A 24,139-nucleotide genomic window follows, 5' to 3' on the forward strand; every position below is an offset into this window, starting at 1 on the left:
AGTGGCTTTTCAAGGTTAATAAGGTATTTGCTGATTAATCGGTCACCACCTCAGGGTTACTGACTAATAACATACGCCCGCGTGCGGCTAAATAAGTCGCTACTTGCAGCTGCATTTCAGCATTTGCGGCTGCACTGCCTTCAACAGTTGCCGCTTGGGCTTCATCTTGCGCTGGTGTTAAAATTGAACCATGGTGACCTTTTGTAAATTTCACTAAGTAGCTACCCGGCGTTTCACTGAGTGCTTGTGAAGTACTTACTGTTTCTAGCCCCATAAAGTTTGCTAATGGAATCGTTCCTGAAATTGGGTTATTTGTTGCCGCTGGCGGAATAACCTGATCAGGTTTGTTATCTGCGCCATCGCCTACAACAACATTAGTGTACACAGGTGTACCTAATGCATTTACCGCTGCTGCGTAATTTGTTGGGTCACCACTATCAAGTGCGGTTTGCGCAGCAAAAGCAAATTCAGTCATTACCGCTTGAATGTTAGCAAGTTTTGTAGTTTCCCCAGCCGTAGTAAGTGAGGTTACATACGCTTGGTAGCCACACGTTAAAAATGCTTCCATATCGGGTAATAATGTACCACAGTTTGAAATAGCATCCGCTTGTAAAAATTCATTAAACTCTTGAGATTCTGCTGTACCTGCTTGCGATAACACAGAGCCTTGAATAAATGGCCCAAACGCAGCCGACTCAAGTAAAAAGCTTGCTATACCGCCGCCGCCACTTGCAAGTGCTACAGTGTTTACCTTAAATAACGGGTCAACTGTATCTGCAAGCGGGCTATTAGCTTGCGCTATAAATGCAGGTGCAACAATAGAGCCTAAAGAATGTCCTACATAGGTTACATCTTGCGCATTAATTGTTTCATCATTAATAAAGTTTAAACCTAAGCGTAAGCCTAATAAATCGGCAGATGATTGACGTAAGCTATCACGAGCAACTAATAATGAATTTAAGTTCATGTAACTAAGTACTGAACCCGTTGTAGCATTAAAGTCATCTGTGCCATCAGCATCCACGTCTACACCGCGCTCACCATGGCGAGGATGGTCAATCGCAGCGGTAGCAAAACCTTGAATTGAAAGTTGCGCTGTCAATGCCAACATGCTTTCTTTATCTGTTGTTATACCGTGTTGCATGATCACAACAGGCCAACCCGTTTCAGGCATTTCAATAGGGTCAAGGCCCTGTGAATCACGAATAAAATTAATAACTGGCAAAATTGGTTTAGTTATTTGCACTGGTACATTCGCCATACTTTGTACTTTTGGTATTGAGTTATACTTAGTTAAATGGCGCGTAGAGTCTAAACCTAAATCACGTAATTGCCCGTTACTCAAAGCCGCACAAAGTGCGTCGTTTTCGCTAATTGGATCTGCAGGGAATGCTTCGCCCGCTGCCGCTTTGTAACCTAAAATAGCCACCGCGTTGTCACACATACCTTGCCAATATGTATCGTTTAAATCGCTTATTTCAGTGCCGGTGGGTGTGCCTAAGTACATAGGTAACATTACGCTACCTTTTAAATATTGAACACCAGAAAACGCATCAGATACGCTCACACCCGCACTGGCAAAAACTTGCTGTACATTAACCATAGCTTGTTCAGGTACACTTACCATTGGAGTTGGTAATGCGTCATTTTGTAAGCTAGCCGCAAGTAGGTTTTTAATTGTACCTAACACTGGGCCTGCTGACTGAATGGTCATTGCTGCAGAAAATATAATGTCATCTTTAGTGATGTCACCCGAGCTCACTACTACATTTTCATAGCTATTTACTGCGGTTTGAAGACCTAGCTGTGCATCTGTAATTAATGGGGCTTCTTCACTGACTAAAGCATAAGTAGAAGATGGTTGAATAGAGCGCCCTTGAGAATCTTTCAAACCTGTGGTTAATACATTTATGTATGAACTACCCGGTGTGAATGGCTTTAAGGGTACAACAGCCACAGCGTCGCCAGAGGCTTGGGTAATAAAGTCTACGCCATAGGTTAATTCGCCAACCAGTTTACACGCTGTACCAGCTGCAACCGTTGCACAGTCTGGATCGGTTAAGCTTGCGCCCATTACCACTTCAAAAATTCTTACTGTACCAGGCGATGCTGCAGAGGTTTCATCTAGCGATACGCCAGTAGGGAAAGTTAAATCAATTTTGTAAGGTACCTGTGATGACCAGCCATCCAGCGCGCCTAGGGCTAGCTGTGGGTCTGCATAAGCAGTACGAGGTACTGAAACATTATCGTCATCTAACTCCCCAGGAATATTAATTGTGCCATCTTGTGTGCCGCTCATTAATAAATCGTTAGGAACAGATAGAACCCCATTAGCAGGGTCAAAAGTCACCGTGGCATTTGGAATTACGGTTGCAGTGTCGTTTTTAACATCTTCTAATGTTTCTCCGCCGCCACAACCTGCCAAGGCAGCTGTAACCGAGAGTGAGAGTAGCATTTTTTTCATATTTTTAGCTCCGCACATATCTTTATTTTTATAGTGTGTTCGTTCAAAGTAAGTGTGTTTAATCAGTGTAGTAAAGTTAAAACAATGTAATCAGTTTATTAATGAGACATTAGACCAGTTAAACTTAACGTAAAGTTTATAATTCCGCCACCTAAATTTTCAATAAATTCGATTACTTGACGATTTGCTATGTTAAAATCAAAAAAATTTTATAAATTGGTATTTATATGCAAACTTATCAAGCAACTCCAAATGCACTTCAAAATAAAGTAATTTTAATTACAGGTGCCGGCGATGGTATTGGCCGTGTAGCAGCAATTACCTACGCAAAGTATGGCGCCACAGTTATTTTACTTGGTAAAACAACAAATAAACTCGAATGCGTTTACGATGAGATTGTTAATGCTGGTTACCCTCAGCCTGCTATTGTGCCAATGGACTTAAAAGGCGCGACAAAACAAAACTACCGCGATTTAGCAGCCACAATTGAAAGCCAATTTGGTAAATTAGATGGCTTACTCAATAATGCGGGTATTTTAGGATCGCTTGGACCACTTGAGCACTTTTGCTCTTCTACGTTTGAAAACATCATGAAAGTGAATGTGACAGCGCAAGCTATGATCACTAAAGCACTATTCCCTGTACTGCGTAAATCAGATAATGCTTCTATCGTTTTCACCTCATCAAGCGTAGGCCGTAAAGGCCGTGAATTTTGGGGCCCTTATGCAATTTCTAAGTTTGCAGTGGAAGGTATGATGCAAACGTGGGCCTGTGAAGTAGGCAAAACGAATATCCGCGTTAATTGTATCAACCCTGGCGCTACACGTACTTCTATGCGTGCTGCCGCCTATCCAGGGGAAGATCGCGATAAACTTGCAACCCCAGAAGATTTAATGCCAACGTATCTATATTTAATGAGTGATGACTCAAGTGATGTAAACGGTGAATCTCTCGATGCACAACCAAAAAGGTGATATGCATTTTTAATTATAAAAAAAGCCGCAAAAACTGCGGCTTTTTTGTTAGTAATCTATTTTAAAAGCGATATTACTTACGTTTAGTTTGCTTAACGCGCTGGTTATGTTTTTTAACAGCTTTGCGAATTTGGTTAATTTTAGCACGCTTATCTTTGCGTTTTTCAGGCATTACTGACAGTTTAGTTTGTGTTTCACGGCCTAATTTAACGGTTTTACGCAAATAATTTACGGTTTCTAAATCAAGTTCAGCCCAGCCACCTTGAGGTAGGCGCTTATCAAGCTCTAACTTTCCGTAACGAATACGAATAAGGCGAGACACTTCTACATCCTGCGATTGCCATAAACGACGAACCTCGCGGTTACGCCCTTCGTTTAGCGTTACATTGTACCAACGGTTAATGCCTTCACCACCCAGTGATTTAACCGTTAAAAATTTAGCCGGACCATCTTCAAGCTCTACGCCACGTGTTAGGTTTTTAATGGTTTCATTGGTTACTTCACCAAATACACGGGCTGAATATTCACGTTCAACTTCATAACTTGGGTGCATTAAGCGGTTCGCTAACTCACCATCGTTGGTAAATAACATTAAACCAGCCGTGTTAATATCTAGTCGCCCAACAGCAATCCAACGCTCACCGTCTATGCGTGGTAAACGGTCAAAAACAGTACGACGTCCTTCCGGGTCTTTACGTGTACTTAACTCCCCTTCTGGCTTGTTGTACATAATTACACGACAAATGCGGTCAGCTTTCTCTTCAATTTTAACTGTGTGGCCATCAACACGTATTAAGTCTGTTTCCTCAACACGGTCACCTAATTTAGCCACTTTACCATTAACACTGACGCGGTTTGCATCAATGTATTTTTCCATTTCACGTCGTGAGCCTACCCCTGCACGGGCTAGGACTTTTTGTAACTTTTCACCTTGAATACTCATTCGGATGGTTCTCTCACAGAAGGATCACTTAATAACTGGTTTATTTTACTTTCCTGTTGCGCAGGCAATGCAGGGAGCTCATCCAAACCGGTTAAAGAAAAATAATCTAAAAATAATTTTGTTGTAGCATAAAGCGCTGGCTTACCAGGAACTTCTTTATGCCCTACTACTTTAACCCACTCTCGCTCAAGGAGGGTTTTAATAATTGCTGATCCGGTTGTTACACCTCTTACTTGCTCTATTTCACCCCGCGTTATTGGCTGCCTGTAAGCAATTAACGACAAAGTCTCTAATAGTGCACGAGAATATTTAGGTGCCCGTTCTTGCCATAAATTACTAAGCCAAGGGCTTAAACTACTACAGGCTTGAAAGCGATAACCACTGCCTACTTCAACGAGCTTAATACCACGCGTTTGGTAGTGAGTATGTATAGCCTCAATTGCAGTGTTAATTCGTGACATAGAAATAGCTAAATCAGCAAGTACTGTATCTTTTAAGAGGCGTTTGCTAACAGGTTTGTCTGCGACAAATATTGCCGCTTCAATGATCTCAATTAATTGTTCATCACTAACTCGACGACCTGCCATACTGACCTGCTTTGCCCTTTAAAATACGTAGCTATCTATTATGACAGAACATCGCAAAAGGGGGAAAATATATCTGCTTTTAAACCTAATTAAATGTATAAAAAAAGCCAGCAATTTATGCTGGCTCTTGTATATAGTATGTTTAGCTAATATTAGCTGTTTTTATAATGCTTAAGTGCATCATCTTCAGCCACGGCTTTACCGTATTTGCTAATATAACCTTTAAACTCACCTTTGCTGATGCGTTTATCGTTATTGTTATCCATGTAACCAAAATGGTTTGAAATATCATCATCGTCAGCTTCTTCTACTGAGATATAACCATTTCTATCGTTATCTAGACTTCTAAAATCATTTTCGATTTTATCAAATTTAGCAATTTTAGCTTTAAAAGCCGATTCACTTACTTCGCTGTCTGTTGCTACCTTACCGGTGTTTAACTGCATGTAAGTGTTAAATTCTTTACGGCTGATTTCGTTATCCATATTGGTATCAATATTTGAAAAGTGACCCCAAATGTTATCGTCATCTGCTTCTACTTTTGAAATATAGCCATCACTGTCGTTATCTAGACTTGCAAAATCGCTGTCGATTTTTTCAAGGCCTTGGTTAGAGGCACATGCGGCTAAACTTAATGAAGCTAAAATTGTTGTTGCGAGTGTTAACTTTTTCATAAGACGTATCCTTGTAGTTAGTAAATGTCACTTTAACTAATACAAGTCCAGTGCCAAAGTGCACAAGTCACAAAAAATCAATAAGTTACGTAAGGTTAGTGCATTTTATATACATTAATCAATTACTTAGCTTTGCAATGATTGCTGCCTACCTTGTAATTTTTGCAAAAAAATACCCAGTAAAAACTGGGCATTATTTTAATCTACATGTTGCTGCGCAATTAGATTGCTGCGTTTTGATAACGCTTTACAAATTCAGTAACTTTTTGACCGTTACACTTTAACGAGTTTAAGTTACCAATTTTTTGGCGAACAGGCGTAAGACCTTTCTTTAACGCAGTGATACATAGCTGTGTTTCTTGTTGTGCATCTTTTGCAAACACTTCTACTTTTGATTTAGCAGCTTGGTTAGACGTTACTTTTTTTGCAATGTCGCGGATATCTTGGCCATTACATAAAACACTTTTAGAAAAACGCGATAAGTATACACCGTGTTGTGCTGCTTCTTTACGCGCTGCGCTAAAGCCTTCATTTGCACTTAATACACATAATTTAGATTCTAGTTTATTATCTTGGCTAAAGTAAGTGTTGCTTTTTGCTGATACAGACGCAGAGGCTAATAAAGCAGTAGCTAAAAGTAATTGTGTTTTCATGAGAGAGATCCTATTTGAACGACTAAACAAGTAATTTTTGCGCATTATATATTCAATAATCGCGAGATCAATTGAATTTTTTATTTATTTAAATAATTAATAAAGCATTTACAATGTTTAAACTTTACACACCAATTGATCAACATTTGCGCAGCCATTTTCTCATTTCGATCATGTTATGTAGGCTTATTTACTGATACAATTTAGTTATAAAAACAGAGTCTAACTAAAGGTAAATTTTATGAAGGTTATTTCTTTCAATATCAATGGTCTGCGAGCACGCTTACACCAGTTACAAGCAATTATAGATAAACACCAGCCAGACATTATTGGTTTGCAAGAAATAAAAGTTCATGATGAGGCGTTCCCTCTTGAGGACGTACAAAAAATGGGTTACCACGTTTATTTTCATGGTCAAAAGGCACACTACGGTGTGGCAATGTTATGCAAAAATGAGCCTAAATCGGTCTTAAAAGGGTTTGCTACCGACACCGAAGAAGCACAAAAGCGTATGATAAGTGTAACAGTTGAACAAGAAAATGGCCGCGACCTAACGGTAATGAATGGTTATTTCCCGCAAGGCGATAATATAAATCATGAAACAAAATTCCCTTATAAGCGTCAGTTTTACAAAGACTTAATGACCCATCTAGATACAAACCACACGCCAGGTGAAGACGTTATTGTTATGGGCGATATCAATATTTCCCCCACTGACTTAGATATTGGTATTGGTGAAGTGAATGCTAAACGCTGGCTTAAAACAGGTAAGTGCTCATTTCAACCAGAAGAGCGCGAATGGCTTGCAAAATTATTAGATTGGGGTTTTAAAGATACCTTCAGAGAGCAAAACCCTGAAACAAACGACAAATACTCATGGTTTGATTATCGCTCTAAAGGATTTTTAGACAATCGGGGTCTTCGCATTGATGTTGTGCTTGCTACCCACGCTCTTGCCGAGCGCTGTATTGATACCGGTATAGATTACGAATTACGCGGTATAGAAAAGCCTTCTGACCATGCGCCTATTTGGTCAACCTTTAACTAATTGATATGTTATCGCTTGAAATACAAGGGCTACTTTGGGCCCTTGTAATCATTGTTACCTTTATAAGTGTAGAAAAAACTACCTATAAAGTACTTTATATTACCCCAGCGCGGCAGATAGGGGTATTGGCGTGCGCATTAGTATTTGCAATGTTATGGCAAATTAAAGCGGGGATTTTAAGTGGTCTTGATTTACACATTTTAGGTGTGACTGCAGTAACGCTTATATTAGGGTGGCGCCTTACTATTTTAAGTAGCCTGCTTGCCAGTGCTTTATTAGCGGCTTTTACAAACGTTGATCTTAATCTTTTGCCCATGCAAATACTGTTTGGCGCATTTATTCCTACATTATTAAGCTACCTTGGCTTTATAATAAGTTATCAGTATTTACCACGTCATTTTTTTGTTTATATTTTTGTGTGCTCTTTTATGTTAGCAGGCTTTATTGCATGCCTAAAAATAAGCTTAGGGGCTTTATTTTATTTACTTATAGGGCAATATAATTGGCAAGAATTGGCGGATAATTACGTATACCTAAGTGCTATCATTTGGTTTCCTGAGGCAATGCTTAACGGTATGGCCATTACGCTTTTGATCACTTATCGACCACACTGGGTTAAAACTTTTTATGATAAGGATTACTTAGACTCATGAGTCTGCAATACCATTGCCCTTTATGTAACCACGCACTTTTAAAACATAATTCATCACTTCGATGTGACAATAATCACACCTTCGACTTTGCAAAAGAAGGGTATGTAAATTTGCTACCCGTGCAGCACAAAAACTCTAAACAACCGGGTGATTCACTCGAAATGGTACAAGCTAGACGTGCTTTTTTAGAACGCGGCTTTTATGCATTCTTACAGAACGCATTAAGTAATATAATTAGTGAGCGCAAACCAAAAGTACTTATAGATCTTGGGTGTGGCGAAGGATTTTATACTCATGCCATTGCCGATAAAGTAGAGGCGCAGGTTTACGGTGTCGATATTTCTAAATCAGCCGTAAAATATGCAGCAAAGCGCTACTCGCAGTGTCATTTTAGTGTTGCATCCATTAGCCAAGCCCCCTTTAAATCAGGCACTGCTGACGTATTGCTGAGTGTTTTTGCGCCTTTATTTGATCAAGAGCTGGCCCGTTTAGCAGCGCCTAATGGCATATTAGTAGTTGCAAGCCCTGGGCCATGGCATTTGAAAGAGCTTAAAGAATATATATATGCAGATGTATCACAACACACAGAAATTGACACGCCGAGCGGCTTTACAAAAGCTGATCAAAAGCTCATTACAGAGCAGGTTACGCTTAATTTTTCAGATATTAAAAATTTAATAATGATGACACCGTTTGCGTGGAAGTTTAGGCCAGAGCACTGGAGCGCACTAGAGGAAAAAGGTGAGCATACTGTCACCTTATCATTTTACATAACTCAATTTACTAAAACTGATCTTTAGTAAACGCTTTATCCATTTTATCAAACATGTCTTTTAGCAAGTGAGCAAGCTCCATATAACGGGGCTTTTTTTCGCTTAATTGAGCCTGATATCCGTTTGCAACCATTTTAGAATACAACTCGTTGTACCATTTTTGCATACTTGGTTCTAACTCTGTTTGAGAGCGCTTTCCTAGCCAAAAAAGACCTTGTAAAGGAAGTGATAAGAAAAACAAAGCACTGGCAATCGCTTGCGGTAAAAAATCAGGACCTAAATAATTTAGCTGAAAAAAGAGTGTAAGCATAGCTAATATCGGCATAACAGTAATTGCAAGCTCAGTAGCTTTAATCACTTTAAATTCGTTAAACAACGGTGCTAACTCTTTACGCATAGGCCATTTTTTTGCATATTCTCTACCCGCTTGTAACTGTGACATCACACTTTTTTGCATCATGACTCCTCACATCTAAACTTTTAACCCGTAGCGCCAGCTTGCCACTGATTATAAGTGTAACACAAATAAACAGCTTCACACTTTAGCATTAAAAGTTATTGTTTTTGTATATATAAGCAACTAAACACTAAACTAAATTTACTAACTGGGTTAAAATAGTCACCTTAAAAATTAGACTTTAGTCGCTTTTTTATTACCTTTATAGTGGCTAAGTTTACCTTTAATTTTCATCTTAAGTGTATTGTTTATAGCTTAATATACACTTACCAAATTTATTGTTTATGGAAACTGCCTCTATGCCAACTACGCCCTCAAAGTCACAACACGTTTTAGTATTAAACTGTGGTAGCTCGAGTTTAAAATTTGCCATTATTGATGCTGATAACGGAAATGAAATTATTTCGGGCTTAGCTGAACGCCTAGGTTCAGAAAATCCATCTATAAAATATAAATACCAAGGTAATAAAACCGTTATTACCTTAGCTGCTAATCAAGCGCATGGCGAAGCAATTAATACGTTGGTAAGCTTAATAAAAGATCACCATTTAGATGAGCATTTAATTGCCGTAGGCCATCGTGTTGTTCACGGTGGTGAGCACTTTACTCAATCTGCATTAGTGGATGAAAAAGTCATTGCAGGTATTTCAGATGCTTCAAGCCTTGCCCCTTTACATGGTCATGCAAACTTACTGGGAATTTCATCAGCGCAAGCGTCGTTTGCTGGCTTGCCACAGGTTGCTGTTTTTGACACTGCGTTTCATCAAACAATGGATAAAGTGGCCTACTTATATGCACTTCCTTATAAACTTTATACAGAACACGGTGTTCGCCGTTACGGTATGCACGGCACAAGCCACTATTATGTAGCTGGACAAACCGCAAAATTAATCAATAAACCTGTTGAGAAAAGTAACTTTATTAGTGCGCATTTAGGTAATGGTTGTTCTGTGTGTGCAATTAAAGGCGGTAAGAGTGTAGATACGAGCATGGGCTTAACGCCGCTTGCTGGGTTAGTTATGGGCACCCGCAGTGGTGATATCGACCCAGGTTTGTTTAACTTTTTAACGACACAGCTTAATTACGATGCAAAACAAATCGACAACTTACTTAATAAAGAAAGTGGTTTGTTAGGTATTAGTGAACTGTCTAACGACTGCAGAACCATTGAAGAAGCCGCTTTAGCAGGCCATGAACAAGCCGCCCTTGCACTTGATATTTTTTGCTACCGCCTTGCGAAACAGATTGCCGCCTACATGGTGCCATTACAGCAATTAGATGCGCTTATTTTTACCGGCGGTATAGGGGAAAACTCAGATATTATTCGTGAAAAAGTGATCGCACAATTGGCGTTTTTAGGCTTAGATTGCGATAAACAAGCCAATTTAGATGCACGCTTTGGTAATGAAGGCATTATCAGCTCTGAAAAGGCAGCAACGAAAGCCGTTGTAATGCCAACTAATGAAGAATGGGTGATTGCCCTTGATGCCGCTAACATTGTGAAGGAGCTTTAATTATGGCACGTCGTATTATGTTAATTCCGGTTTCTACTGGTGTTGGGTTAACATCTGTTTCTGTCGGGTTAGTGCGTGCGCTTGAGCAAAAAACCGTAAAAGTGAACTTTTTCAAGCCAATAGCCCAGCCTCGCACAGGTGAAACAGGCCCTGAAAAGTCGACTCAAATTATAATGCAAGGCTCATCAATTACCCCGCCCACCCCTTTTGCATTAAGCTATGCTGAGCAAATGATTGGTGATGGTAAAGGCGATGATTTACTTGAAGAAATAGTTGAGCGCTTTGAAAGTAAAATTAATGATGACGAAGTCGCTATTATTGAAGGTATGGTGCCTACTCGCCGTCAACCTTATGCAGGGCGTGTAAACCGCGAAATAGCCCAAACACTCGGTGCCGATATTGTATTTGTATTAACACCTGGTAATTATAACATTACGCAAATTGAAGACCGTTTAGAAATTGCTGCTGGGTATTATGGTGGGATTGATCACCCTCGCGTTTTAGGCTGTATTTTTAATAAAGTGAACGCCCCGCTTGATGAAGAAGGCCGCGCCCGCGCTGACTTGGTCGATTCATACAAAGCAGAAGAGCTCGATAACGAATTAAACCGTTTAGCATCTTTACCTATTTTCAGAAAAAACCCGTTTATGCTGTTAGGGGCCATCCCATGGGATTTTGATTTAGTCGCGCCGCGCGTTAAAGACTTAAGTGCCTATTTAAAAGCCACCATTATTAACGAAGGCGACATGCTACACCGTCGCCTGCGTCGCATTACGTTTTGTGCGCGTACCGTATCAAACATTTTAAACCACTTTACACCGGGTGCTTTATTAGTAACCCCGGGCGATCGCTCCGACATACTTGTCGCTGCGTGTTTATCGGCTATGAACGGCACTAAAATTGGTGCAATTTTACTTACCGGTGGTTTTGAACCAGAGCCGCGGATCATGGCGCTGTGTGAACAAGCCATGCAAACAGGCTTGCCTATATTAGCCACAGAGGCCGATACTTGGCGTACCTCATTACTGCTACATAATTTTAATATGGAAGTACCAAGCGATGATGACCAACGTATTGAAAAAGTAAAAGATCACAACGCAGAATATATCGATTCTGATTGGCTTGATACGCTTGCAAAAAATGTTGGCAAAACACGTAAACTCTCTCCGCCTGCGTTTCGTTATTTACTGACTGATAAAGCCCGTAAAGCGGCTAAAACGGTGGTACTTCCTGAAGGAAATGAGCCACGTACTATTAAAGCCGCCGCTATTTGTGGACAACGTGGTATCGCAAAAACCGTATTACTTGGCGACCGCGATGAAATAATGCGTATTGCCGAGCAACAAGGTATTGAGCTTAATGAGCATGTAAGTATTATTGAGCCAAAATCGGTGATCAACGACTACGTTGCACCTATGGTCGAGATCCGTAAAGGCAAAGGCTTAACAGAAGTTGTAGCACAAGAGCAATTACAAGATAATGTTGTCCTTGGCACTATGATGCTTGAGCAAGGTAAAGTTGACGGCTTAGTATCTGGCGCGGTTAACACAACAGCCAATACAATTCGTCCACCGTTACAGCTGATTAAAACCGCACCAGGGTCATCACTTGTATCGTCTGTGTTTTTTATGCTGCTTCCTGACCAAGTACTGGTATACGGCGACTGTGCAATTAACCCCGACCCTAATGCGGAACAATTAGCAGATATCGCTATTCAGTCAGCCGACTCTGCAGCCGCGTTTGGCATAGAGCCACGTGTTGCCATGATAAGCTACAGTACAGGTACATCAGGCTCTGGCGCCGATGTAGAAAAAGTGCGTGAAGCCACGCAAATTGCTCAACAAAAACGTCCAGATTTAATTATTGATGGACCACTACAATACGATGCTGCAATTATGGAAAATGTTGCGCTTAAAAAGGCACCAAATAGTCCAGTAGCCGGTAAAGCTACGGTATTTATATTCCCCGATTTAAATACCGGTAACACCACCTATAAAGCCGTACAGCGTAGTGCCGATTTGATCAGCATAGGGCCAATGCTACAAGGTATGCGAAAGCCCGTGAATGATTTAAGTCGTGGCGCCCTAGTCGATGATATAGTGTACACCATCGCACTTACGGCTATTCAAGCAGCACAAGTTGAAGCGCTCGACAACGCGTAAATCACACTAGTGCTTTTTATAGCCTAGCTAGTATTTACTTATTAATTAGTTAGTTAGGCTATTTATACCTGCCAATTCCCATACTTATCCACAGAAATTGTGGGTAAGTTTTAAATCCTTATTACCCACAGCCACACAGCCTTTATTTTAGTGGCTGTTACACCTTTAATTTAAAGCCAATAATCTATACTATTAACTGACTCTATACGCTGTTTGCAGGTTATTAATGTCAAAACAAACATTACAATTACACAGCACGCTGTTGTCAATTCATAGTCTAGAAGTGGATGCGGACATTCCTGTAGCGCTATTAAAATTACCCCTATTTTTTATTTCTAAAACTCACGATGAGCTTTCTATTGTTTGCCCTAGTCATTTTGCTATTGAGTGTTTAGATACAGAGCCTGATTGGCAAGCACTTGAAGTGGTTGGCCCGTTGGGGTTTTCTTTAACGGGGATTATGGCCAATATATCTGGCGTGCTTGCAAAGGCTAATATTTCTATTTTTTCCATCTCAACCTACGACACAGATTATATTTTGGTAAAAAAACACACTGCGCAGCAAGCCATCACTGCACTTAAAAACGATGGCTACAATTTAGTAGTAGATCAATAAATGAGAGCAGCCTCTATCGAGTTTTTAGCGCAAAATAAGCTCCCCGCCAGCGCATTAAAAATTACCAGCCCCTTTAGCGGCAAAGTCATTGATTTAAACCAACACCCTGAGCCCTTTTTTAAATTTTCTACCCTTGGGCCAACTATGTTGGTTGCACTAAGTAATCATAAAATTTTAGCGCCCTTTGATGGCACTTTAGTGCAGGTTAAAAATGCAGGATGTGAATTTATTCTCCAAGCAAATAACGGTTTAAAGGTTCTCATTAACTTGTCACTACCGGCGCAGCAGCCTATTACACACACACATATTGCACAGCTAAATGGCAGCAAAATAAGTAAAGGGCAGCGCTTAGCTTACTTTGATTTACGCGAACTTAAATCGCCCTTACTAGCCAGCTTGGTGCTATTAAATGGCCATAACTTAGGCACTTTTCATTATTCACACACGCAAGTAAATGCGGGTGTAGACCCCCTTTTAACTATTATTAAGAAGAACTAAACCTATGATCACTCTTTACGGCATTAGTAATTGCGACACCATTAAAAAAGCCAAAAAATACCTCGCCGACAACAACATAGATTTTACCTTTCACGATTACCGAAAAGACGGTGTAAACGAGCAGCTTGTAAGCGAATTTGCTGAGCATATTGACTGGGAGCAATTAGTTAATAAGCGTGGCACAACCTATCGTGCACTCTGTGATGAGCAAAAGCAAAACCTAAGCAAAGACACTGCTATAACATTACTTGTAGAGCAACCAGCTATGATCAAGCGCCCAGTGCTTGTTAATGACAACAGCTACCACTTAGGCTTTAAAGCTGCGCAATACGATGAGATATTTAAATAATGACACATGAAGTAATTGCACTTGCACAAGCGCTTATTCAGCGCGAGTCGGTAACCCCTGAAGATGCGGGTTGCCAATCAATGATGAACGAGCGTTTAAAAGCCCTAGGCTTTAATATTGAGTCGTTATTTTTTACCGATACACTCAATACATGGGCCCGAAAAGGAAACCAGTCGCCACACTTTTGTTTTGCTGGTCATACCGATGTAGTCCCTACAGGACCTGCACAAAACTGGCAGCACCCGCCATTTTCAGGCTTAATTGAAGATGGTTTGCTGCATGGCCGAGGCGCAGCTGATATGAAGGGCTCTCTGGCGGCAATGCTTGTTGCTACTGAGCGCTTTGTGGCTAAAAACCCTGATCATAAAGGCTCTATCTCATTTTTAATTACCTCCGATGAAGAAGGCCCCTTTATCAACGGCACAACCAAAGTAATAGACACGCTTGAAGCACGTGGTGAAAAAATTGATATGTGCTTAGTGGGTGAGCCTTCATCGCGAGATGTACTCGGTGATGTAGTAAAAAATGGCCGTCGTGGCTCCCTTACTGGCTTTTTAAAAGTAAAAGGTGTGCAAGGCCATGTAGCCTACCCCCACTTAGCACAAAACCCAATTCATTTGGCTGCCCCCGCCATTACTGAACTTAGCCAAACCGTGTGGGACAACGGCAATGAATTTTTCCCTGCAACCAGCTTCCAGGTATCAAATATAAATGGTGGCACGGGGGCCGGGAATGTCATACCGGGCGAGCTTGAGGTGCAATTTAATTTTAGATTTAGTACCGAAGTAACTCATCAGCAATTACAAGAACGGGTTAATGCTATTTTACAAACGCATGACTTAAACTACGAATTAAGCTGGATAGTAAACGGCTTGCCGTTTATAACCGAGCATGGCCCATTAGTTGATGCCACCGTAAATGCGATTAAATCTGTCACGGGCTTAACCACTAACCTCGAAACCACCGGGGGTACATCAGATGGGCGCTTTATAGCGCAAACAGGCGCAAAAGTGATTGAACTAGGCCCGAACAACGCCACTATTCATAAAGTAGATGAATGTGTAAGCACCGATGATTTAATCGCTTTAGCTGATATTTACGAGCAAATTTTAGAGCAACTGTTAACCTAATGGCACTCGATACCAATACATTAGCAATGTGTATCACTGGGCAAAGTGATACACATCTCACTGAGATTCAATCGCATCGGTTACATACTGATATTATTGATGACTTTTTAGCCCTGCAAAATGGCGCTAAAAACGCTGGTTTTGAGCTGACTATTGCCTCAAGTTTTCGCGATTTTAATCGCCAAGCCATGATTTGGAATAACAAGTTTTTAGGTATACGCCCTGTTTTTAATAAACAGCAACAGATAGTGGATTTAAGCCAACTAAATGAGCTGGAAAAATGCACGGCTATTATGCTCTACTCTGCCTTGCCAGGTGCTAGTCGGCATCATTTAGGTACCGACCTTGATGTGTATGATACCGCTGCAATTAACGATGACTATAAGCTGCAACTTATCCCTGATGAATATCAACATGGGGGACCATTTGCGCCACTCAGCCAGTGGCTTGATAAAAATCTAGCTAAATATGGTTTTTATCGCCCCTACAAACAGGATCTAGGCGGCGTAGCACCTGAACTTTGGCATATTAGCCATATTAAGCAATCTCAGCGGTTAGTAAACACATTAAGCGAAGCGATGCTTTACGAATGTATAAGCAATAGCGATTTAGAGGGTAAGTCAGCCATTTTAGATAATTTACCCGCGCTATATAAACGTTTTATAACAAATGTAAGCCCGCCTTAATAGTGGGCTTTTAGTCATTTAAAAAGCCATCAGTACTGATAAAACGTGGCAACTTTTATTGGCATTACCGCGCTGTATGCTTATTTAATATAAACACCAATACCGAGCCAAGTATTAGTGAGCTTGCAATAATAAACTCCACTGTTACCTGCTCAGATAAAAACAACATACCTGCAATAGCAGCTAGTACAGGCACACATAACTGTACAACCGCCGCTTGCGTGCTTTTTAGTAGCGGCATGGCCACATACCAAATACTGTAACCAATGCCTGATGCAATTGCGCCCGAGGCGCACGCTAGTAACACCCCTTGCATACTTACTGTTTTTAAATAGCCTATTGCTACAAGTAATAAAACAGGAATAGCCACTAAGCTTCTTATAAAGTTAAAGGCGGTGGTCCGCAGCGGCGATACACATGCTTTACCACGTATACTGTAAACGCCCCATGCAACACCACTTAACGCCATAAGCGATGCCCCTAACAAAGAAGGCACAGCAGCAGAGGGCAACATTAAATACACAAATCCAGCTAACGCGACAAAAAAAGCCCCCCACTGCAATTTACTCAGCTGCTCTTTTTTATATATGCCCCAACCAATCATGGTAAGTTGCACCGCCGAAAATAAAATAAGCGCACCGGTGCCTGTATCTAGCTCTATATAAGCAATAGAAAAACAAAGTGCATATACCAATAAACTAATACTGCTTCGCCAACTTCCGGTATCACTTAAAATAGCATTATTAAGCGCGCCCTTACGCTTAAGGTTATACGTATATACAGCCATAATTAAGCCTAAACACACGGCACCACTTACGAGCCTGATAATTGTAAAATTCCACGCATCAATATAACCTTGCGCTAACGCCATACGGCAAAGTAAAGAATTTGCCGCAAAGGCTATTAATGCAACGAGGGTGTATAAAGTGGCTTTCAAAATCGCTCCTTAACTAAAACCTTATAATGAGATGCTTTAAATTGGCTTGCACAGTCAGCTCTGTATTTAAACAGCTGAGCCATTTAAATGTAAAGCGGCATTGTTGTAATTACTCTAATCTTATTCGCAGCATTATAACTTTATATACTGCTAAATTGCTGGAATTACGCGTCTACCCTCTGGTATTCACAAGCTATTCATGATGATTTGCCTACCTTAAATACACGTAATTTAACTAACGCGCGCTGACCTTAGGGAGAATAACTTTCAATCTTCACAGTCTATATGCCCTAAAGTAGGCTACGCTTTTTTACACTATTTCACACAAATCCAAAACCAGAGTATGTTAATCTTTAAAACCTAACTATATAGGAGTGCTCAGTGCGCCAAAGTATAATTTTAAGTGTTTGTTTTATATTAAGTGGATGCAGCACCATAGGCTTTAATGATTTATTTAACGACTATGCAAGCCAAATGACGTCTGTAAGAAACGCAATTAAAAATAACAATATTGAACAGGCTCAATCACTTATTGCCAACAATAGTAAGTTACACAGTAGCTATTTACTTAACCAATTAGAGCAAGCCCGTTTAAAAGACCTTGCTAACGAGCAAAGTCTTTCACAGCAACAATTTGAAAACGTATACGCCCAGGTACAAACAAAACAAGAAGCAGCAAAAATTCAATTAAGTGCAGGGCTTGAACAAAGTAACGCCTTATTTACTAACGACTCTGCCATTACCTATGTACCACCGGCATATGAAATGAGCATGCTACATAGCTACAAAGCACTTAATTATGTATACAACAGTGATTTAGAAGGCGCCTTGGTTGAAATACGTCGCGCTAACAAAGTACAAGTCGATGCGCTTGCAGATAATCAAACACAAATAAACGACACAATAGAGCAAGCACAACAGCATTACCCAAGTATGAGTAATGTGACACGCGGTATTAAAAATGGTTTTCAAAATGCCTTTACGTTTTATTTATCTGCACTGTTGTACCAAAGTGATAAACAATACGATGATGCCTACATTGATTATAAAAAAGCATTAGAGATTCAACCTGATAATCACTACTTACAGCAAGATGTAATGCGATTAGCTAAAAAGCAAGGTTTTAACCAAGATTTAGAAGAGTTTGAGCGTCGCTTTAGCCCATTAAAGCCCCTTCGTGCTAATCACGGTGAAGTGGTTATATTGGTTGAACAAGGCTTAGTGCCTAAACAAGATGAATTTAAATTACGCTTGCCTATTTATACCTCAGGTGGCGATGCGCGTTTTTACAGTTTAGCAATGCCGGTTTATAAAGATAATGCGTTTATAGCTAACATTAATGGCGTAAATATAGGTTCGCAAAATTTAGAGCTAAACCCGTTAGTGCATATAGAAGCATTAGCGGCTAAAACATTAGAGCAACAAATACCGGCTCGCGTATCTAGGCAAGTATTACGCTTGGTAGCCAAAGAAAAAGTGCGCGCAGAGCTTGCACGTAGCACAGGCGATGTAGGCAATATTATTGCTAATATTTATAATTTGGCGTCTGAACAGGCTGATACACGCAGTTGGCTTACTTTACCTAATCAAATAAGCATGGCACGTAGCAGTTTAAATGCAGGGTCGCATACACTTTTAATAGGCAACCATGCGCCTATTAATTTTACCGTTAGTAAGCAAGGGTTAACCTTAATTTACCTAACCTCTATTAATAACTATTTTAACTACCATGTGGTTCAACTCTAGGAGTCATCATGAAATATACTTTGCCATTAGTGGCTGCATTAATGCTTGGGGCATGTGCAAGCCAACCTGATACATCAGGCATTTCGGTTGAGCAAAGCAAAAATACATTTAACGAGCAGTTACATGTTGATAATCCTGCTCTAGGTGAAAAGCTTGCCATTACCGATGTTAAAACACGCCAAACAAACCAGTTAACCGACGTGGTAGTAACACTAAGCAGCCAATATAAAAAGTCGCAATATTTACAGTATCAGTTTAATTGGTACGACAAAGACGGGTTTGTAATTAAAGGAAACCACTCACCTTGGCAAGCCTTAACACTGTTTGGTTTTTCTAAAACACAATTACCCGGCTTAGCGCCAACACCGGATGCGGTTACATTTTCGCTCGCTGTAAGAGAAGTGTCTACCGACGCACAAGAATTTAAAGAATAAGGGTTATAAAGATGATCACTACACAATTTAAAACGTTATCGAGTTATGCTGCTATTGGCCTCAGCGCACTCATTTTAAGCGGTTGTGCCAATAAAGCCGTAGTTAGTTATGGCGACGCGCAAGCAGTAGAAACCACCGATATAAACTTTGGCTCTACCGATTTACAAAAAGTAGCCAGCCAAATGACCGACTCACTACTTAGCTCGCCGGTTATTGGCACAATGACCCAAAACAAACGCCCTGTGGTATTTGTTGAGCGCATTAAAAATAAAACCAGTGAACACATAGACACTGAATCTATTACCGACTCAATCTCTACGCAACTATTGCGCAGCGGTAAGTTTCGTTTTGTTGACATGACCCGTGTTGAATCAGTACGTGAGCAGCTTAACTTTCAAAACGAAGATGCCCTTGTAAACCCTGCCACCGCAGTTGCCTTTGGTAAACAAATTGGTGCGCAATACATGTTGTACGGCAACTTATCGAGCATTGTTAAATCAAATGCTGATAAATCAGATGTGTATTACAAATTTACAATGCGCTTGATGGATATGCAAAGCGGCCTAGTAGAGTGGGCAGACGAAACTGAAATTCGTAAAACGAAAGAAAAATCGACATTTGGTTGGTAATAATACCAATTCGCTTAATTAACTGATCTATTTTGAGGCGGAATAAACGCGTTGATAGCTAGGAAAAATTGCTATTTATTTGTTTTAAATGATAATTTTTAACGCCGGTAGTGACACGTTTAGCCCAAAAATATTTAAGTATTTTTGCGCATTGGTATACATTTCCACGCAAAGGCAAAAATATTGCCTTTGCGTAACACCAATAGGAGACACCTATGAAAGCCTTAACTATAGCAATGTGTGCATTGCTTACACTCAGTGCACCAAGTTTTGCTAACTATGAGCGAAACAAAGCCGTGCCTGTACAACAGGTTTTATTTGGCGATGTAAAATCTGTACGTAAAATTACCGAACAAGAGCTTGTGCAAGACAAAAACAATGGCTGGAAAACCTTTGGCGGCGCTCTACTCGGGGGGGTTGTCGGTAATCAATTTGGTGGTGGGAGCGGTCGTACCGTCGCTACTATTTTAGGCTCAGTCATTGGCGGAAGCGTGGCGCATAATAATCAGCAAAAAAGCTATTATAAGCAAACACACCTAGTAGAGTTATTGATTCAGGTAGAAAACGGCGATCAATACATGGTGGTACAAGACCAAGACCAGTCAATGCGCTTTAGTAAAGGTGATAACGTACGCCTTGTTTATTTAAGTGATAATACCGTAAGAGTTGACCGCGCGTACTAACAGCCCGTATCAGCAGTATCGCGTAAATAAAAAACGAGCTATTTAAGCTCGTTTTTTATTTTACAGCGCATTAGTTGGAATTAACTAAACTTGGCGATAGTCTTTAAAAAAGCGCTGCATTTTAAGCATCGCACTCGATAAATCGTCTTTGTTAGGTAAAAACACTAACCTAAAGTGATCAGGCTCTGGCCAATTAAATGCACGCCCATGCACTAATAATATTTTTTCTGCTTTTAGTAAATCAAACATCATTTTTTCATCATCAGTGACATTAAAATGAGCCGTATCTACCTTAGCAAACGCGTAAAGCGCCCCCTTTGGCTTTTTACAGCTTATCCCTTCAATAGCATTAAGCCCACGCCAAGCAATATCGCGCTGAACATATAATCGCCCGCCTGGGTCGATTAAGCTATCTATTGATTGCACGCCCCCTAGCGCTTGTTGTATCGCATACTGGGCGGGTACATTGGCACACAAACGCATAGACGATAAAATATCTAGCCCTTTGCGTAAATCTTCCATTGCTGAGGTGCGCCCGCTTAGTACCATCCAGCCCATTCGAATACCTGCCGCACGGTAGGTTTTAGCTAAGCCATTAAAGGTAATAATGGGCACATCATCGCATAGCGCACCAATTGAGGTGTGAGTGATGCCATCGTATAAAATCTTTTCGTAAATTTCATCGCTAAGCAATAACAGCTTATGCTCGCGTGCTACATTAATTAACTCTTTTAATAAATCGTCACTATAAACCGCGCCAGTAGGATTATTGGGATTAATTAGCACAAGTGCTTTGGTTTTTGACGTAATTTTGCTTTTTATATCTGCAATATCAGGAAACCAATCTTGTTCTTCATCGCACAAGTAATGAACAGGGTTGCCGCCCGCTAATTTAACTGACGCAGTCCACAGCGGGTAATCAGGTGCTGGAATAAGCACTTCGTCATCGTTATTTAATAGCGCTTGGGTGATCATTTGAATAAGTTCACTCACCCCATTACCAATATAAATATTATCAACATCAAGGTTATGTAAACCCCGTTGCTGATAATGCTGATAAACCGCTACACGAGCTGAGTATAAACCTTTAGAGTCGCAATAGCCCTGAGCCGAGTACAAATTACGAATAATATCGCGGTGCATGTCCTCTGGCATATCAAAACCAAATGCAGCAGGGTTACCAATATTAAGTTTTAGTACTTTCTGACCCTCGTCTTCCATTTTTTTGGCTTGCGCTAAAACCGGTCCACGAATGTCATAACATACACCTTCTAATTTGTGACTCTTTTTAATATCTGACATTTTTACCTCTTTGGGGCGAACTGGCTTTATGGAAAAAAATAATTAACTAGGAGTGGGTTTGTTCAATGCGAGGGTTATAACCTAACGGGCTCGGTAAAATTGTGTTACTAGCCCAAGGGTGGCCCTTGGGCAATGCGTGATCAAATTTATTATCGAGAGGCCAAACACGCCCTAGTAAAGTCTAAGACTACCCTAGTAAAGGCGTAAAATGCCAGCGTAATTAGTTGCTTAATACTGAAATAAATTCACGTTAACAAATAAAGTTAATTAGACTCTACCCACGCTCTTAATTGGGCCTGCGAACCACTTACTTGCGCCAATAAATCTGTAGATGCCGTAGCAGCTTGCGCTAAGTTATCTTGATTTAGATTAAGTTCAATATCACGGGCTACATCAGATAAACTCGTGGCACCAAACTGAGCTGCATTCGATTTTAAACTATGGGCGTGACGTATAGCCGCTTCTTTATCGTTACCAATAGTCGCTATTACTTCATTTGCAAGGCGCTCGAACTCACTACAGCAAAATTCAAGTGTATCTTTAAACTGCTCGCCCAGTAACGACTGCATACTTTGCAAGGCAGCGTCATCTATTTGTATTTCTGTCATATTTTAAGCCCTTTTTAACATTCCGTGTCATTTTATAATTAATAGTATTACTGTATATCTATGCGTAAAAAAATCCAACTTTATTGCTTTATAAATGTATAATTATCAGAATACTCTCACTATAAAAAGTTTAAGTAATGAGTCGCAAAATTTGTGAACGCTGTCAGTTCACGCCCTCAACCTGTATATGCAAGGCTGTTTCACGTATAAATAACAAAGTTAGAGTTATTATTCTACAACACCCAAGCGAAGAAAAAATAGCTAAAAACACTGCAAAATTAGTTAATTTAAGCCTTACTGGTTGCGAAATAGTCAAAGGTGAAAATAATAACGATTTTGCAATACTAAAAAGCCTACCTTTAGAATCTACAGTTTTACTTTACCCTAATGAGCAGGCTATAAATTTAGATGAGAAAGCTCGCAGCGCTGAGATAAACAATATCACTCATTTAATTGTGATAGACGGCACATGGAAAAAAGCCTATAAAATTTTACAGCTCACCCCATTGCTAAGTAAGTTCAAAACCGTGAGCTTTAAGCAGTTGCCGAAAAACCGTTATGCTATTCGAAAAGCCCCCAGAGCTGATAGTCTCTCTACACTTGAGGCCGTTGCACATAGTTTGTCTTTATTAGAGCAGCTAGACCCTGCTCCACTTTATAATTTATTAGACGAATTAATAAAAAAACAAACCCAACACATGCCTGAACACGTAAAAGCCCGATACTTAAATTAACCACACTTAAATTATAATGCGTAGTTACCCAAACAGACTAAAACGAGGCTTTACTCGCCAAGGCCCCGATTACCGCTTTGACGACCAAGTCGACTTTAGCGATATTAGAGACACCTTTGGTTTTAGGTCTATGGTGATCGGTAAATGGGTAACCAAAGAAGAGCGTTTTATTAGTGCAAACTTAATTTACGATGCCCTCGCCGACCTTGCTCAAATACTGCATTTACCGCCCAAAGCCATTGGCCTGCGCGGCAAACTAAATTTTGCCTTTGGGCACGGTGGACAAAAAGGTGTGCAAGCGCATTATAACGCAGCCTCACAAACCCTTGCGCTTGCTAAAAACGCGGGCGGTGGCGCACTTGCTCACGAGTGGTTTCATGCATTTGACCACCATATAAGCGAGCATTTATTTGCAGCTAAACCTCGCTTTGGATTTGCATCAAAATTATGGCTTTCAAATACACCTAACTTAGCTCACCCTCTAAATAAAGCGCTAAACGATTTTTACAAAGAAGTATTTTTAGATTGTCATGGAGAAGATGCAAATGAATTTGTACAAACATGCATTAAACACGACCAAGCGCATAACATGAACTACATGAGCATGCCTGAGGAGTTAGCAGCACGCTGCTTTGAAGCCTGCATAGATGCCCACAGCACTATTCAAAATAGCTTTTTAGTCAGTGGCTTAAAAAGCAGTAATTTAATATATCCAAGTGCTGAACATGTTAATAAAGCAAATAAAGCGCTTAACCATTATTTTGAACTACTAGGTTATGCACTTCATCAATTTCAATAAGTCACAAGCTACCTTGTAAATTTTATTTACGTGAAAAATCTTATATTTAAACTATCCTATCCTAAAGAATAAATAGTTTAAATAAG

General features: G+C 40.2%; 26 protein-coding genes. 17 read left to right on the forward strand and 9 right to left on the reverse strand.

Annotated features, from left to right (window positions below):
• Positions 1-34 precede the first annotated feature (34 nt).
• A complete protein-coding gene (locus AN389_RS04945; RefSeq protein WP_055017817.1) occupies positions 35-2,464 on the reverse strand; it encodes a VolA/Pla-1 family phospholipase in 2,430 nt (809 codons plus the stop codon).
• A 227-nt stretch (positions 2,465-2,691) separates the two neighbouring features.
• On the opposite strand from AN389_RS04945, the gene AN389_RS04950 reads away from it, so the two are divergent.
• Positions 2,692-3,438 carry a YciK family oxidoreductase gene (locus AN389_RS04950; RefSeq protein WP_055015002.1) on the forward strand — a complete coding sequence of 249 codons (747 nt, stop codon included), beginning with the start codon at positions 2,692-2,694 and terminating at the stop codon, positions 3,436-3,438.
• 73 nt (positions 3,439-3,511) lie between these two features.
• Here the strand turns inward: AN389_RS04950 and rluB are convergent, their stop codons facing one another.
• The 4 genes from rluB to AN389_RS04970 form a co-directional block, all read right to left on the reverse strand.
• Positions 3,512-4,381, reverse strand: a complete 870-nt coding sequence (gene rluB, locus AN389_RS04955; protein ID WP_055015003.1) for a 23S rRNA pseudouridine(2605) synthase RluB — start codon at positions 4,379-4,381, stop codon at positions 3,512-3,514.
• Positions 4,378-4,968, reverse strand: coding sequence for an SMC-Scp complex subunit ScpB (gene scpB / locus AN389_RS04960; RefSeq protein ID WP_055015004.1), 591 nt, complete (start codon positions 4,966-4,968; stop codon positions 4,378-4,380). Before scpB ends, rluB begins: the two co-directional genes overlap by 4 nt.
• A 152-nt stretch (positions 4,969-5,120) precedes the next feature.
• Positions 5,121-5,642, reverse strand: coding sequence for an EF-hand domain-containing protein (locus AN389_RS04965; protein ID WP_055015005.1), 522 nt, complete (start codon positions 5,640-5,642; stop codon positions 5,121-5,123).
• 221 nt (positions 5,643-5,863) lie between these two features.
• Positions 5,864-6,295, reverse strand: a complete 432-nt coding sequence (locus tag AN389_RS04970) for a hypothetical protein (RefSeq protein ID WP_055015006.1) — start codon at positions 6,293-6,295, stop codon at positions 5,864-5,866.
• Positions 6,296-6,536: 241 nt separating this feature from the next.
• Between AN389_RS04970 and xthA the strand changes: the two genes are divergently transcribed.
• From xthA to rlmA, 3 genes are read left to right on the forward strand one after another with little or no spacing between them, the layout of a single operon-like run.
• Positions 6,537-7,343 carry an exodeoxyribonuclease III gene (xthA, locus tag AN389_RS04975; RefSeq protein WP_055015007.1) on the forward strand — a complete coding sequence of 269 codons (807 nt, stop codon included), beginning with the start codon at positions 6,537-6,539 and terminating at the stop codon, positions 7,341-7,343.
• A gap of 5 nt (positions 7,344-7,348) precedes the next feature.
• Positions 7,349-7,996, forward strand: a complete 648-nt coding sequence (locus AN389_RS04980) for an energy-coupling factor ABC transporter permease (protein ID WP_055015008.1) — start codon at positions 7,349-7,351, stop codon at positions 7,994-7,996.
• Positions 7,993-8,796, forward strand: coding sequence for a 23S rRNA (guanine(745)-N(1))-methyltransferase (rlmA, locus tag AN389_RS04985; RefSeq protein WP_055019372.1), 804 nt, complete (start codon positions 7,993-7,995; stop codon positions 8,794-8,796). Before AN389_RS04980 ends, rlmA begins: the two co-directional genes overlap by 4 nt.
• Here the strand turns inward: rlmA and yfbV are convergent.
• A complete protein-coding gene (yfbV, locus tag AN389_RS04990; protein WP_055019373.1) occupies positions 8,780-9,226 on the reverse strand; it encodes a terminus macrodomain insulation protein YfbV in 447 nt (148 codons plus the stop codon). The genes rlmA and yfbV overlap by 17 nt on opposite strands.
• 299 nt (positions 9,227-9,525) lie before the next feature.
• Between yfbV and AN389_RS04995 the strand changes: the two genes are divergently transcribed.
• The 7 genes from AN389_RS04995 to AN389_RS05025 all read left to right on the forward strand — a co-directional run bounded on the left by AN389_RS04995 (position 9,526) and on the right by AN389_RS05025 (position 16,181).
• Positions 9,526-10,740: an acetate kinase gene (locus tag AN389_RS04995; protein ID WP_055019407.1), complete on the forward strand. Its 1,215-nt coding sequence runs from the start codon at positions 9,526-9,528 to the stop codon at positions 10,738-10,740.
• A gap of 2 nt (positions 10,741-10,742) precedes the next feature.
• Positions 10,743-12,902, forward strand: coding sequence for a phosphate acetyltransferase (gene pta / locus AN389_RS05000; protein ID WP_055015011.1), 2,160 nt, complete (start codon positions 10,743-10,745; stop codon positions 12,900-12,902).
• Between the two features lie 226 nt (positions 12,903-13,128).
• On the forward strand, positions 13,129-13,518 hold the full coding sequence (locus AN389_RS05005) for an ACT domain-containing protein (protein WP_004587776.1): 390 nt from the start codon (positions 13,129-13,131) through the stop codon (positions 13,516-13,518).
• Complete coding sequence (locus AN389_RS05010) at positions 13,519-14,016, forward strand: PTS glucose transporter subunit IIA (RefSeq protein ID WP_055019374.1); 498 nt, start codon at positions 13,519-13,521, stop codon at positions 14,014-14,016.
• A 4-nt stretch (positions 14,017-14,020) separates the two neighbouring features.
• On the forward strand, positions 14,021-14,365 hold the full coding sequence (locus AN389_RS05015) for an ArsC family reductase (protein ID WP_055019375.1): 345 nt from the start codon (positions 14,021-14,023) through the stop codon (positions 14,363-14,365).
• On the forward strand, positions 14,365-15,495 hold the full coding sequence (gene dapE / locus AN389_RS05020; protein ID WP_055019376.1) for a succinyl-diaminopimelate desuccinylase: 1,131 nt from the start codon (positions 14,365-14,367) through the stop codon (positions 15,493-15,495). The genes AN389_RS05015 and dapE overlap by 1 nt, the downstream gene beginning before the upstream one ends.
• Positions 15,495-16,181, forward strand: a complete 687-nt coding sequence (locus AN389_RS05025; RefSeq protein ID WP_055019377.1) for a M15 family metallopeptidase — start codon at positions 15,495-15,497, stop codon at positions 16,179-16,181. Before dapE ends, AN389_RS05025 begins: the two co-directional genes overlap by 1 nt.
• Before the next feature lie 64 nt (positions 16,182-16,245).
• Here AN389_RS05025 and AN389_RS05030 read toward each other — a convergent pair whose 3' ends face one another.
• The gene (locus AN389_RS05030) at positions 16,246-17,118 is read right to left on the reverse strand and encodes a DMT family transporter (protein ID WP_024032669.1); all 873 of its coding nucleotides are present in this window, start codon (positions 17,116-17,118) and stop codon (positions 16,246-16,248) included.
• Between the two features lie 381 nt (positions 17,119-17,499).
• Here AN389_RS05030 and AN389_RS05035 point away from each other — a divergent pair, with 381 nt between their 5' ends.
• The 4 genes from AN389_RS05035 (at position 17,500) to AN389_RS05050 (ending at position 20,610) form a co-directional block, all read left to right on the forward strand.
• Entirely contained in the window at positions 17,500-18,864 is a 1,365-nt protein-coding gene (locus AN389_RS05035; RefSeq protein ID WP_055019378.1) for a COG3014 family protein, read from the forward strand.
• Positions 18,865-18,872: 8 nt separating this feature from the next.
• A complete protein-coding gene (locus AN389_RS05040) occupies positions 18,873-19,298 on the forward strand; it encodes a YcfL family protein (protein WP_024032667.1) in 426 nt (141 codons plus the stop codon).
• A gap of 11 nt (positions 19,299-19,309) precedes the next feature.
• Positions 19,310-19,927, forward strand: a complete 618-nt coding sequence (gene lpoB, locus AN389_RS05045; RefSeq protein WP_055019379.1) for a penicillin-binding protein activator LpoB — start codon at positions 19,310-19,312, stop codon at positions 19,925-19,927.
• 215 nt (positions 19,928-20,142) lie between these two features.
• Complete coding sequence (locus AN389_RS05050; RefSeq protein WP_004587767.1) at positions 20,143-20,610, forward strand: glycine zipper 2TM domain-containing protein; 468 nt, start codon at positions 20,143-20,145, stop codon at positions 20,608-20,610.
• An 84-nt stretch (positions 20,611-20,694) separates the two neighbouring features.
• Here the strand turns inward: AN389_RS05050 and AN389_RS05055 are convergent, their stop codons facing one another.
• Both AN389_RS05055 and AN389_RS05060 read right to left on the reverse strand, forming a co-directional pair.
• Complete coding sequence (locus AN389_RS05055) at positions 20,695-21,912, reverse strand: pyridoxal phosphate-dependent aminotransferase (protein WP_055019380.1); 1,218 nt, start codon at positions 21,910-21,912, stop codon at positions 20,695-20,697.
• 263 nt (positions 21,913-22,175) lie between these two features.
• Positions 22,176-22,520 (reverse strand): Hpt domain-containing protein, encoded by a 345-nt coding sequence (locus tag AN389_RS05060; protein ID WP_055019381.1) that lies wholly within the window; start codon positions 22,518-22,520, stop codon positions 22,176-22,178.
• A 137-nt stretch (positions 22,521-22,657) separates the two neighbouring features.
• On the opposite strand from AN389_RS05060, the gene AN389_RS05065 reads away from it, so the two are divergent.
• A complete protein-coding gene (locus tag AN389_RS05065) occupies positions 22,658-23,254 on the forward strand; it encodes a tRNA-uridine aminocarboxypropyltransferase (protein ID WP_055015024.1) in 597 nt (198 codons plus the stop codon).
• 16 nt (positions 23,255-23,270) lie between these two features.
• Positions 23,271-24,053 carry a CLCA_X family protein gene (locus AN389_RS05070; RefSeq protein WP_055015025.1) on the forward strand — a complete coding sequence of 261 codons (783 nt, stop codon included), beginning with the start codon at positions 23,271-23,273 and terminating at the stop codon, positions 24,051-24,053.
• Positions 24,054-24,139: the final 86 nt, after the last annotated feature.

The organism is Pseudoalteromonas sp. P1-7a, assembly GCF_001401855.1.
GTDB lineage: Bacteria > Pseudomonadota > Gammaproteobacteria > Enterobacterales > Alteromonadaceae > Pseudoalteromonas.

What these genes read in the sequence shown, in the direction of transcription:
- AN389_RS04945 (WP_055017817.1), bottom strand. Translation starts at nt 2,464, where the DNA reads ATGAAAAAAATGCTACTCTCACTCTCGGTTACAGCTGCCTTGGCAGGT.
- AN389_RS04950 (WP_055015002.1), top strand. Translation starts at nt 2,692, where the DNA reads ATGCAAACTTATCAAGCAACTCCAAATGCACTTCAAAATAAAGTAATT.
- rluB (WP_055015003.1), bottom strand. Translation starts at nt 4,381, where the DNA reads ATGAGTATTCAAGGTGAAAAGTTACAAAAAGTCCTAGCCCGTGCAGGG.
- scpB (WP_055015004.1), bottom strand. Translation starts at nt 4,968, where the DNA reads ATGGCAGGTCGTCGAGTTAGTGATGAACAATTAATTGAGATCATTGAA.
- AN389_RS04965 (WP_055015005.1), bottom strand. Translation starts at nt 5,642, where the DNA reads ATGAAAAAGTTAACACTCGCAACAACAATTTTAGCTTCATTAAGTTTA.
- AN389_RS04970 (WP_055015006.1), bottom strand. Translation starts at nt 6,295, where the DNA reads ATGAAAACACAATTACTTTTAGCTACTGCTTTATTAGCCTCTGCGTCT.
- xthA (WP_055015007.1), top strand. Translation starts at nt 6,537, where the DNA reads ATGAAGGTTATTTCTTTCAATATCAATGGTCTGCGAGCACGCTTACAC.
- AN389_RS04980 (WP_055015008.1), top strand. Translation starts at nt 7,349, where the DNA reads ATGTTATCGCTTGAAATACAAGGGCTACTTTGGGCCCTTGTAATCATT.
- rlmA (WP_055019372.1), top strand. Translation starts at nt 7,993, where the DNA reads ATGAGTCTGCAATACCATTGCCCTTTATGTAACCACGCACTTTTAAAA.
- yfbV (WP_055019373.1), bottom strand. Translation starts at nt 9,226, where the DNA reads ATGCAAAAAAGTGTGATGTCACAGTTACAAGCGGGTAGAGAATATGCA.
- AN389_RS04995 (WP_055019407.1), top strand. Translation starts at nt 9,526, where the DNA reads ATGCCAACTACGCCCTCAAAGTCACAACACGTTTTAGTATTAAACTGT.
- pta (WP_055015011.1), top strand. Translation starts at nt 10,743, where the DNA reads ATGGCACGTCGTATTATGTTAATTCCGGTTTCTACTGGTGTTGGGTTA.
- AN389_RS05005 (WP_004587776.1), top strand. Translation starts at nt 13,129, where the DNA reads ATGTCAAAACAAACATTACAATTACACAGCACGCTGTTGTCAATTCAT.
- AN389_RS05010 (WP_055019374.1), top strand. Translation starts at nt 13,519, where the DNA reads ATGAGAGCAGCCTCTATCGAGTTTTTAGCGCAAAATAAGCTCCCCGCC.
- AN389_RS05015 (WP_055019375.1), top strand. Translation starts at nt 14,021, where the DNA reads ATGATCACTCTTTACGGCATTAGTAATTGCGACACCATTAAAAAAGCC.
- dapE (WP_055019376.1), top strand. Translation starts at nt 14,365, where the DNA reads ATGACACATGAAGTAATTGCACTTGCACAAGCGCTTATTCAGCGCGAG.
- AN389_RS05025 (WP_055019377.1), top strand. Translation starts at nt 15,495, where the DNA reads ATGGCACTCGATACCAATACATTAGCAATGTGTATCACTGGGCAAAGT.
- AN389_RS05040 (WP_024032667.1), top strand. Translation starts at nt 18,873, where the DNA reads ATGAAATATACTTTGCCATTAGTGGCTGCATTAATGCTTGGGGCATGT.
- lpoB (WP_055019379.1), top strand. Translation starts at nt 19,310, where the DNA reads ATGATCACTACACAATTTAAAACGTTATCGAGTTATGCTGCTATTGGC.
- AN389_RS05050 (WP_004587767.1), top strand. Translation starts at nt 20,143, where the DNA reads ATGAAAGCCTTAACTATAGCAATGTGTGCATTGCTTACACTCAGTGCA.
- AN389_RS05055 (WP_055019380.1), bottom strand. Translation starts at nt 21,912, where the DNA reads ATGTCAGATATTAAAAAGAGTCACAAATTAGAAGGTGTATGTTATGAC.
- AN389_RS05060 (WP_055019381.1), bottom strand. Translation starts at nt 22,520, where the DNA reads ATGACAGAAATACAAATAGATGACGCTGCCTTGCAAAGTATGCAGTCG.
- AN389_RS05065 (WP_055015024.1), top strand. Translation starts at nt 22,658, where the DNA reads ATGAGTCGCAAAATTTGTGAACGCTGTCAGTTCACGCCCTCAACCTGT.
- AN389_RS05070 (WP_055015025.1), top strand. Translation starts at nt 23,271, where the DNA reads ATGCGTAGTTACCCAAACAGACTAAAACGAGGCTTTACTCGCCAAGGC.